Origin of the sequence: Streptomyces sp. FH025 (assembly GCF_017427025.1) — a bacterium.
Classification (GTDB): domain Bacteria; phylum Actinomycetota; class Actinomycetes; order Streptomycetales; family Streptomycetaceae; genus Kitasatospora.
In genome coordinates, this window is sequence record NZ_JAFLNG010000265.1 from 1 (window position 1) to 9,735 (window position 9,735).

The following is a 9,735-nucleotide window of genomic DNA, read 5'->3' on the forward strand; positions in this document are numbered from 1 at the left end:
GGCCGACCAGTGCCAGCGCGACCGCCACCGCGATCGTCAGCCCGGCCATCGGCAGCAGCCTCCAGGCCCCGCCCTCCTGCTGCCAGAGCCCGTGCAGGTTGACGCTGAACGCCCACGGCAGGGCGGCGAGCCCCGGAACGGCCGCCACGTACCAGCCGCGCACCGCCGTCAGCGCCATCAGCAGCGGGACGACGATCATCAGCGCGCGCCACTGGGGGTCCAGGTGGTACCAGCTGGTGTAGACGTTGTCCGCGAACGCCACCACCGGGGTCAGCGCCGCTGCGGCCAGCAGCAGGCCCCGCTCCCGCCAGGTCGGCACCGGCAGCGCGTCCTTCGGCGCGGCCAGCAGCATCAGGGCCCAGAGCACGAACGGGCCGTCCCACTGGAAGGATTCGAGGAAGTACCAGAGCGGCTGGAGGACGTGCGGACTGCTCGCCGACCACACCAGGTCGACCACCGCCGCCAGCGCCGACACCCCGGCCAGCAGCTTCGCCGCCGTCCACCGTCCGAGCAGCGCCGCGACGGCGGAGAGCATCGCCGCCGCCAGCAGCGCCCAGTAGGGCAGGAAGTGCAGCGTCCCCCAACCCCCGGTCAGCGTGCCGGACTCCAGGTAGTCCAGCAGCGCCTGGCCCGCCGCGAGCCCCCCGGCGGCCCCGACCACCAGCGGTGCGGTCAGCGCCGCCAGCCGCCCGCCCCGGGACGTCGAGGTCAGCCCGGTGCGCATCCGCAGCCCGTACGCGCCCAGGTCGAGCAGTTCCCGGACCCTGGCGACCGGGCCCGCCTCCGCGGTGGTGTCGGCGAAGACGACGGCCAGTTCGTCACCGCGCTCGCGGCGGTAGCGGCCCGGGTAGAACGCCAGCGCCGTCCGAACGGCGACGGTCGAATCGATCATGCTCATGCGAAGGCCCCCCTGACCCTCGGGCTGGAAACGGCGACGGACAGCCGCCGTTCGGCCTCGGTGGCCACGGCCCGCAGCCGTTCGGCCTCGGTGGCCAGCGCGCCGCGACCGACGTCGGTCAGCGCGTAGGTGCGCCGGGCGCGGCCGTCCACCACCTCCTCGGCGGCGACCTCGATCAACCCCTGGGTCAGCAGCCGGTCGAGCGCCCCGTAGAGCGTTCCGGTACGCATCTTGACCCGGCCGTCCGAGATCGCGGCGATCTCCTGGATGAGCGCGTAGCCGTGCCGAGGGGCATCGGCCAGCGCGGTGAGCAGAAGCAGCGTCGGCTCCTGCATGGAGCGTTCTGTCATACGTCTACATATATCGTTGACCGGCACATCCCGTCCACCGGATCCGGCCGACACAATGAGCGCCATGCCGACCGACATCCTGCTCACCGCCTGGACCGCCCTGCTGCACCGCCACGGCACCACCGACGACCCCGAACCGTACGGGCGGGAGCTGCTGCGCCGCTGGTCGGAGCCCCAGCGCCGCTACCACACCGTCGAGCACCTGCACGCCGTGCTGCGCCACGTCGACGGGCTGGCCGGGCACGCCGCCGACCCGGACGCCGTCCGGCTCGCCGCCTGGTTCCACGACGCCGTCTACCGGCCCGACCGCACCGAGAACGAGGAGCGCAGCGCCGCCCTGGCGGTCCGCGCGCTGACCGCCGCCGGCCTGCCCGCCGAGCGGGTCGCCGAGGTCGAGCGCCTCGTCCTGCTCACCGTCACCCACGACCCGGCCCCGGGCGACCGCAACGGCGAGGTGCTCTGCGACGCGGACCTCGCCGTCCTCGGCGGCACCCCGCGGGAGTACGCGGCGTACGCGGCCGCCGTCCGGGCGGAGTACGGCTTCGTCCCGGAGCCCGACTTCCGTGCCGGCCGGGCCGCCGTCCTGCGCCAGCTCCTCGCCCTGCCCGCGCTCTACCGCACCCCCACCGCCCGCGAGCGCTTCACGGCCGCCGCCCGCGCCAACCTGACCGCCGAACTCGAAACGCTCTAGGCCTGGGGCCTTACCGCAACTCCCCCACCGGCGCGACCACCGCGCCCTGCTTGCCGCACACCCAGTGCGGCTCCGGCCCCAGCTCCGGCTCCACGCTCAGCGCGTGCGGGTCCCCGTCGGCCGCGCAGGCGGTGCACAGCGGCCACCGCCCGTACGCCTCCAGCAGCGCGTCCTGGACGTCCTGGGCGATCAGCCCGAGCACGTACTCGGTGCCGTCCGGCCACTGTTCCAGCCACCAGCGGCGGTGCGTGACGGCCTGCTCCACCAGCGAGACGACGGCGGCGTCCGCCACGTCCCGTGCGGTGAGGTCGGCCAGGATCAGTGCCCGCGCGTTGTGCAGGGCGGTCTCGATGTCGTCGGAAGCCATCCGTCCATTCTCCGGTAGAACGCCGAAACGCCGTGTGGGCGGCCCCCCCGAAGGGGACCGCCCACACGATCAGGAATCAACCGATCCGATCACGAACGCGATCAGGATCAGAAGTCCATGTCACCGCCCGGCATGCCGCCGCCGGCGGCCGCGGCGGCCTTCTCCGGCTTGTCGGCGATGACGGCCTCGGTGGTGAGGAACAGCGCCGCGATGGAGGCGGCGTTCTGCAGCGCGGAGCGGGTGACCTTGGCCGGGTCGATGATGCCCTCGGCGACCAGGTCGACGTACTCGTTGGTGGCGGCGTTCAGGCCGTGGCCGGCGGGGAGGTTGCGGACCTTCTCCACCACGACGCCACCCTCCAGGCCGGCGTTGGTCGCGATCTGCTTGATCGGGGCCTCCAGCGCGACCTTGACGATGTTGGCACCGGTGGCCTCGTCGCCGTCCAGATCCAGCTTGTCGAACGCGACACCGGCCTGCAGCAGGGCGACGCCACCACCGGCGACGATGCCCTCCTCGACGGCGGCCTTGGCGTTGCGGACGGCGTCCTCGATGCGGTGCTTGCGCTCCTTGAGCTCCACCTCGGTGGCCGCGCCGGCCTTGATGACGGCCACGCCGCCGGCCAGCTTGGCGAGGCGCTCCTGGAGCTTCTCGCGGTCGTAGTCCGAGTCGCTGTTCTCGATCTCGGCGCGGATCTGGTTCACGCGACCGGCGACCTGCTCGCTGTCGCCGCCACCGTCGACGATGGTGGTCTCGTCCTTGGTGATGACCACCTTGCGGGCGGTGCCCAGCAGGTCGATGCCGGCGTTCTCCAGCTTGAGGCCGACCTCCTCGGAGATGACCGTGCCGCCGGTGAGGATGGCGATGTCGCCGAGCATGGCCTTGCGGCGGTCGCCGAAGCCCGGGGCCTTGACGGCGACGGACTTGAAGGTGCCGCGGATCTTGTTCACGACCAGGGTCGACAGGGCCTCGCCCTCGACGTCCTCGGCGATGATGACGAGCGGCTTGCCGCTCTGCATGACCTTCTCCAGCAGCGGCAGCAGGTCCTTGACCGAGCCGATCTTGGAGTTGGCGATGAGGATGTACGGGTCCTCGAACGTCGCCTCCATGCGCTCCAGGTCGGTGGCGAAGTAGGCGGAGATGTAGCCCTTGTCGAAGCGCATGCCCTCGGTGAGCTCGAGCTCCAGGCCGAAGGTGTTGCTCTCCTCGACGGTGATGACGCCTTCCTTGCCGACCTTGTCCATGGCCTCGGCGATCAGCTCGCCGATCTGGGTGTCGGCGGCGGAGATGGAGGCGGTGGAGGCGATCTGCTCCTTGGTCTCCACGTCCTTGGCCTGGGCCAGCAACTGGTCGGAGACGGCGGCGACGGCCTTCTCGATGCCGCGCTTCAGAGCCATCGGGTTGGCGCCGGCGGCGACGTTGCGCAGACCCTCGCGAACCAGGGCCTGGGCCAGCACGGTGGCGGTGGTGGTGCCGTCACCCGCGACGTCGTCCGTCTTCTTGGCGACCTCCTTGACGAGCTCCGCACCGATCTTCTCGTACGGGTCCTCGAGCTCGATCTCCTTGGCGATGGAGACACCGTCGTTGGTGATCGTGGGGGCGCCCCACTTCTTCTCCAGCACGACGTTGCGACCCTTGGGGCCGAGCGTGACCTTCACTGCGTCGGCGAGCTGGTTCATGCCACGCTCAAGGCCGCGGCGAGCTTCCTCATCAAAGGCGATGATCTTGGCCATCTGAAGTGGTCCTCCGGGACACGGTCGACTGCTCGGACCAAGGGGTGCCCGCGACGGACGGTCCGGGTGTGCGGGGGTCCATTCCCCTACCGCTCCCCGAGACCTCACCGACCCGGTCCGCTTATCACTCTCAAGCTGTGAGTGCTAACGCCAATGATTAGCACTCCGGGTGGTCGAGTGCAAGCCCAATCGCCAACCCGCGAGCCGCCGCTGAGCCCGTCCGGGAACGCGGACGGGCCCCTCCGGAAACGCCGGTGGGCCCGTACGACGCGTGTCGTACGGGCCCACCGAGAAGCGAGTGGTCACCAGCCGTGGGCCGCGCCGAGCTCCTGGAGCGGAAGGGGGTCAGACCGCGCGGACCATGTCCGCCTGCGGGCCCTTCTGTCCCTGGGAGATCTCGAACTCGACCCGCTGGCCCTCCTCGAGGGTGCGGTAGCCGTCCATCTGGATCGCGCTGTAGTGGACGAAGACGTCCGCACCACCGTCGACCGCGATGAAGCCGTAGCCCTTCTCCGCGTTGAACCACTTGACGGTGCCCTGAGCCATTCCGAACTCCCCTAGTGCTGTGCTGGCCCTTCACGCGCCCGCAGGTCGCGGGCCCGGGTCTGGTTGAAGGCCGGCCCGGGGAACCCCCCCTGGGCGCAGCCGTGCACGCCGCAACCCCCCGCACGGAGCGCCGGACGGCTTCCGATGGGCGGGTGATTACGTCGACCGCGGCTGAATGTATCCGGATCGACGCCCTCTGCAACAGGGCCAACCGCCGGTAATTCCGCAGCCCCGTCAAGAGACAAGAGCGAACAAATCGGGAGAAAGTCGGCATTTCGCACCGGACATAGCGGACGAATTACTCAAAATCGCCGCAGGAATTCTGACATCTGCCTGACATGTTTCCCGGCCCGGGACCCGGGCCGGTCTCAGCGTCCGGGCAACCCCGGCGAAACACCGCACGATCGGAGAGGGGCGACGCTGTTCCCATTCGAGCCACACTCTACTCCGACTTGACCCGGAAATATTCCAGCCGGAATGCGAGCGGCCGCCCGCACGTACGGAGAGCGGAATTCCGTACGTGCGGGCGGCCGGAGCGCGGGCCGGAACGGCTCAGCAGCCGCCGGCCACCGCCGGAATGATCGAGACCTTGGCGCCGTCCTTGATCTCGGTCTCCAGCCCCTGCTCGAAGCGCACGTCGTCGTCGTTCACGTACACGTTGACGAAGCGGCGCAGCTTGCCGGCGTCGTCCAGGATGCGGGCCGAGATGCCCTCGTGGTTCTTCTCCAGGTCGGCGATGACCTCGGCCAGGGTGACGCCCTCGGCGGTCACCTCGGCCGAGCCGCCGGTGTAGGTGCGCAGGATGGTGGGGATGCGGACGGTGGCGCTCATGGCTCTCCTAGCGGGGTGTGGGGGTGGTTCAGGCGGACGCGAGACCGGCGGAGCGGAAGGACTCCAGCGTCGGGCGGATGACGGCGGTCATCCCGGCGTCGGAGACGGCGTCCAGCGTCTTCAGGCCGTCACCGGTGTTGATCGCGACGGTCTCCTTGGACGGGTCCAGCTGACCGGTCTCGACCAGCTTCTTCAGCACGCCGACGGTCACCCCGCCGGCGGTCTCCGCGAAGATCCCCTCGGTCCGGGCCAGCAGCCGGATCGCCGCCACGACCTCCGCGTCCGTCACGTCCTCGACCGCACCGCCGGTCCGGCGGGCGATGTCCAGCACGTACGGGCCGTCCGCCGGGTTGCCGATCGCCAGCGACTTGGCGATGGTGTCCGGCTTGACCGGCTTGATCACGTCCCGGCCCGCCTTGAAGGCGCCCGACACCGGCGAGCAGCCCTCGGCCTGGGCGCCGAAGATCCGGTACGGCCGGTCCTCCACCAGCCCGAGCCTGATCAGCTCCTGCAGGCCCTTGTCGATCTTCGTCAGCTGGGAGCCCGAGGCGACCGGGATGACGATCTGCTCCGGCAGCCGCCAGCCGAGCTGCTCGCAGATCTCGTACGCCAGCGTCTTCGAGCCCTCGCCGTAGTAGGGGCGCAGGTTGACGTTCACGAAGCCCCAGCCCTCGCCGGCCGGGTCCCCGATCAGCTCCGAGCAGAAGCGGTTCACGTCGTCGTAGGTGCCCTCGATGCCGACCAGCTCGCCGCCGTACACCCCGGCCATCACGACCTTGCCCTGCTCCAGGTCGTGCGGGATGAACACGCACGAGCGGAACCCGGCCCTGGCCGCCGCCGCCCCCACCGCGCCGGCCAGGTTGCCGGTCGAGGAGCAGGACAGCGTGGTGTAGCCGAACGCCCGGGCGGCCTCGATGGCGCAGGCCACCACCCGGTCCTTGAACGAGTGCGTCGGGTTGCCCGAGTCGTCCTTGATGTGCAGCTGCGCGGTGAAACCGAGCTCCCGGCCCAGGTTGTCCGCCTTCACCAGCGGGGTCCAGCCCGGGTTCAGGTTCGGCTTCGAGGCGACGTCGGCCGGAACCGGCAGCAGCGGCGCGTAGCGCCAGATCGACGTCGGACCGGCCTCGATCCGCTTGCGCAGCTCCTCCGCGCCCTCGCTGCCGAACTCGTACGCGATCTCCAGCGGCCCGAAGCACTCCAGGCAGGCGAAACTGGGACCGAGGGGGAAGCGGGTGCCGCACTCCCGACAGGACAGCGCGGCGGCCGGGCCGAGGTCAACGGTGGGGGAGGGTGCGACGGTGTCGATAGCCATGATGGCGGAGGCCTCTCTCCTCATCTTCCCCGTGGCGCGGTCGCGCCACAGGCCGGAATTGGCACCTGTCCCGCCGGGGCCTGTCGACGACAGCCGAGCGAGAAGGTTGCCGGGACGTCAACGGGCCGTTCCCTCAGTCCCTCTGGATGAGCTTGTGAAATTGTGGTGGTGCTCAGCGGAGACCCCGGCGTGCAAAGGTCCGACCGCTGTACGAAGACTGTATCCGAAGGCGTCAACCCCGAACGGGACCGTCCGCCACGCGAGATGACACGTCCCACCCGAACCCGCCGAGGAGAGTCCGTGCCCGCCGAACCGACCCCCGCGCTCCTCCCGCAGGCGGCGTCCTGGCTGCGCCGCCGTTCCTGGAGCGCGACCGACCGGCCGGTGCACGCCCTGTTGGAGGCCAAGCAGCGCACCGGCCACACCGTCAGCGTCGTCCTCCCCGCCCTGGACGAGGAGGCCACCGTCGGCGACATCGTCCGCACCATCCGCCGCGAACTCATGGAGCGCATACCGCTCGTCGACGAACTCGTCGTGGTCGACTCCGGCTCCACCGACGCCACCGCCGCCGTCGCCGCCGAGGCCGGCGCCCGGGTCGAGCACCGCGACGCCATCCTGCCCCGGCTGCCCGCCGTCCCCGGCAAGGGCGAGGTGCTCTGGCGCTCCCTGCTGGTCACCCACGGCGACATCGTCTGCTTCGTGGACGCCGACCTGCGCGAGTTCGACCCGGCCTTCGTCTCCGGCATCATCGGCCCGCTCCTGACCGACGAGTCCATCCACCTGGTCAAGGCCATGTACGACCGCCCGCTGGAGACCGAGTCGGGCGCGGTCGTGCCGGCCGGCGGCGGCCGGGTCACCGAACTCGTCGCCCGCCCCCTCCTCAACCTCCACTGGCCCGAGCTCGCCGGCTTCGTCCAGCCCCTCGGCGGCGAGTACGCGGCCCGCCGCTCACTGCTCGAACGGCTGCCCTTCCCCACCGGCTACGGCGTCGAACTCGGCCTGCTGGTCGACGCGTTGGAACTCGTCGGGCTGGACGCCCTGGCCCAGGTCGACGTCGGCGTCCGGCACCACCGCCACCAGGACGGCCAGGCCCTCGGCCGGATGGCCGCCACCATCTACCGCACCGCCCTGGAACGCCTCGACCGCACCCACCGCCTCAAGGCCTCCGCCGACCTCGTCCACCCGCACCTCACCCAGTTCACCCGCGACCCGGACACCCGCGAGTTCACCGCCCACACCCACCCCGTGACCGCCCTCGAACGCCCCCCGATGCACACCGTCCCCGAATACGCGAAGCGCCGCACCGACGGGTGACAGACCCGAGCAGTGCGGCCGCTGCGGTTTCGCCGGCTACTCCGGCGGCTGGTTTGCAATGTCTGCCGACCGGCAACATGCCACTCGTGACTCCTCCCCCTCTCGAAGAGGAGGCTTCCCACTCGACCCCTGCGGAGCCTCATGGCGGCCAAGCCCTGACCGCTGCGTATCGCAGGTTTCCGAACTGTACTGCTGCGCCGCGCTCCGCTCCGCCGTACGCTCGGATTCCATCCCAACGGGTGAACGGGTAGACGCAGAAGAGGACACATGGCCGACTCACGTCAGACCGGCACCGCCCCCGTCCTGGTGGCCTCCAACCGGGGACCGGTGTCGTTCAGCACCACCGACGACGGCACGCTGACCCTGCGCCGAGGCGGCGGAGGCCTGGTCTCCGGCCTGTCCGCGATCGGCGACCCGAACGCCGTCTGGGTCTGCGCCGCCCTGAACGACGCGGACCGCAGAGCCGCCCGGGAGGCCCCCCGCGGCCGCCTCGACCTGGCCGGCCACGACGTCGGCGGCCAGGCCGTACGGATGCTGGACATCGACCCGGAGACCTTCGCCCACGCCTACAACGGCGTCGCCAACTCCACCCTCTGGTTCGTCCACCACCTGCTCTACGCGACCCCCACCGCGCCCTCCTTCGACGCCGGGTTCCGCACCCAGTGGGCCGCCTACCGGGCCTACAACGCCGCCTTCGCCGAGGCCCTGGCCGCCGAAGCCGCCCCGAACGCCGCGGTCCTCGTCCAGGACTACCACCTCTCCCTCGCCCCGGCCCTGCTCCGCGAGGCCCGCCCCGACCTGCGGATCGGCCACTTCTCGCACACCCCCTGGGCCCCGCCCGAGTACTACCGGCTGCTCCCCGACGACGTCGCCCGCGCCGTCCTCACCGGCATCCTGGGCGCCGACCGGGCCGGCTTCCTCACCGAACGCTGGGCCCGCGCCTTCGCCGCCTGCTGCGCCGACCTCCTCGGCGCCACCGTCGACCACCGGGCCCTCACCGTCACGCACGAGGGCCGCACCACCCTCCTCGGCGTCCACGCCCTCGGCGCCGACGCCGACTTCCTGCGCGAACGCGCCCACCGCCCCGACGTCGACGAGCGCCTCGCCGCCCTGCGCGAGGCGGTCGGCGGCCGCCGCACGATCGTCCGGGTCGACCGCACCGAGCTGAGCAAGAACATCGTCCGCGGGTTCCAGGCGTACCGGCACCTGCTCCGCACCCGCCCCGAATGGCACGACCGGGTGGTGCACATCGCCTTCGCCTACCCGTCCCGCACCGACCTGGCCGAGTACCGCGACTACACCGCGGCCGTGGAACACCTGGCCCGGGAGATCAACGCCGAGTTCGCCACCCCCACCTGGCAGCCCCTGATCCTGCACGTCCACGACGACTTCCCGCGCTCCCTCGCCGCCTACCGGCTGGCCGACGTCGCCCTGGTCAACCCCATCCGGGACGGCATGAACCTGGTCGCCAAGGAAGTCCCCGTGGTCTCCGACGACGGCTGCGCCCTCGTCCTCTCCCGCGAGGCGGGCGCCCACGCCGAACTCGCCGCGGACGCCCTCACCGTCAACCCCTACGACGTCATCGCCACCGCCGAGGCGCTGAACACCGCCCTCACCATGAGCCGGGAGGAACGCGCCGACCGCACCAAGCGCCTCGCCGCCGCGGCCACCGCGCTCCCCCCGCAGCAGTGGTTCC

10 protein-coding genes and 1 riboswitch are annotated in these 9,735 nt (G+C 71.3%); of the genes, 3 read left to right on the plus strand and 7 right to left on the minus strand.

The genetic code is table 11. The features are described from left to right. Nucleotides 1–898 (minus strand): hypothetical protein (locus tag J0670_RS19520; protein WP_207812914.1); only part of this gene is annotated, 898 nt, incomplete at its 3' end. Then, nucleotides 895–1,248: a PadR family transcriptional regulator gene (locus J0670_RS19525; protein ID WP_207812915.1), complete on the minus strand. Its 354-nt coding sequence runs from the start codon at nucleotides 1,246–1,248 to the stop codon at nucleotides 895–897. The genes J0670_RS19520 and J0670_RS19525, both read right to left, overlap by 4 nt. Before the next feature lie 64 nt (nucleotides 1,249–1,312). Here J0670_RS19525 and J0670_RS19530 point away from each other — a divergent pair, with 64 nt between their 5' ends. Further along, nucleotides 1,313–1,939, plus strand: a complete 627-nt coding sequence (locus tag J0670_RS19530; protein WP_207812916.1) for a hypothetical protein — start codon at nucleotides 1,313–1,315, stop codon at nucleotides 1,937–1,939. Between the two features lie 10 nt (nucleotides 1,940–1,949). On the opposite strand, the gene J0670_RS19535 is transcribed toward J0670_RS19530, so the two are convergent. The 5 genes from J0670_RS19535 to thrC all read right to left on the minus strand — a co-directional run bounded on the left by J0670_RS19535 (nucleotide 1,950) and on the right by thrC (nucleotide 6,725). Then, complete coding sequence (locus tag J0670_RS19535; protein WP_207812917.1) at nucleotides 1,950–2,306, minus strand: hypothetical protein; 357 nt, start codon at nucleotides 2,304–2,306, stop codon at nucleotides 1,950–1,952. Between the two features lie 107 nt (nucleotides 2,307–2,413). Continuing rightward, complete coding sequence (gene groL, locus J0670_RS19540) at nucleotides 2,414–4,036, minus strand: chaperonin GroEL (protein WP_207812918.1); 1,623 nt, start codon at nucleotides 4,034–4,036, stop codon at nucleotides 2,414–2,416. Between the two features lie 345 nt (nucleotides 4,037–4,381). Continuing rightward, complete coding sequence (locus J0670_RS19545; RefSeq protein WP_153461112.1) at nucleotides 4,382–4,582, minus strand: cold-shock protein; 201 nt, start codon at nucleotides 4,580–4,582, stop codon at nucleotides 4,382–4,384. A gap of 552 nt (nucleotides 4,583–5,134) precedes the next feature. Beyond that, the gene (locus tag J0670_RS19550) at nucleotides 5,135–5,413 is read right to left on the minus strand and encodes a ubiquitin-like small modifier protein 1 (protein ID WP_207812919.1); all 279 of its coding nucleotides are present in this window, start codon (nucleotides 5,411–5,413) and stop codon (nucleotides 5,135–5,137) included. Nucleotides 5,414–5,441: 28 nt separating this feature from the next. Continuing rightward, on the minus strand, nucleotides 5,442–6,725 hold the full coding sequence (gene thrC / locus J0670_RS19555) for a threonine synthase (protein ID WP_207812920.1): 1,284 nt from the start codon (nucleotides 6,723–6,725) through the stop codon (nucleotides 5,442–5,444). A gap of 17 nt (nucleotides 6,726–6,742) precedes the next feature. Further along, nucleotides 6,743–6,878: riboswitch (SAM riboswitch) on the minus strand. A gap of 147 nt (nucleotides 6,879–7,025) precedes the next feature. Between thrC and J0670_RS19560 the strand changes: the two genes are divergently transcribed. Together J0670_RS19560 and J0670_RS19565 are read left to right on the plus strand one after the other, a co-directional pair. Next, a complete protein-coding gene (locus J0670_RS19560; protein WP_307806591.1) occupies nucleotides 7,026–8,039 on the plus strand; it encodes a glucosyl-3-phosphoglycerate synthase in 1,014 nt (337 codons plus the stop codon). 267 nt (nucleotides 8,040–8,306) lie between these two features. Continuing rightward, nucleotides 8,307–9,735: trehalose-6-phosphate synthase (locus tag J0670_RS19565; RefSeq protein WP_207812922.1), on the plus strand; the 1,429-nt coding region annotated here is incomplete at its 3' end.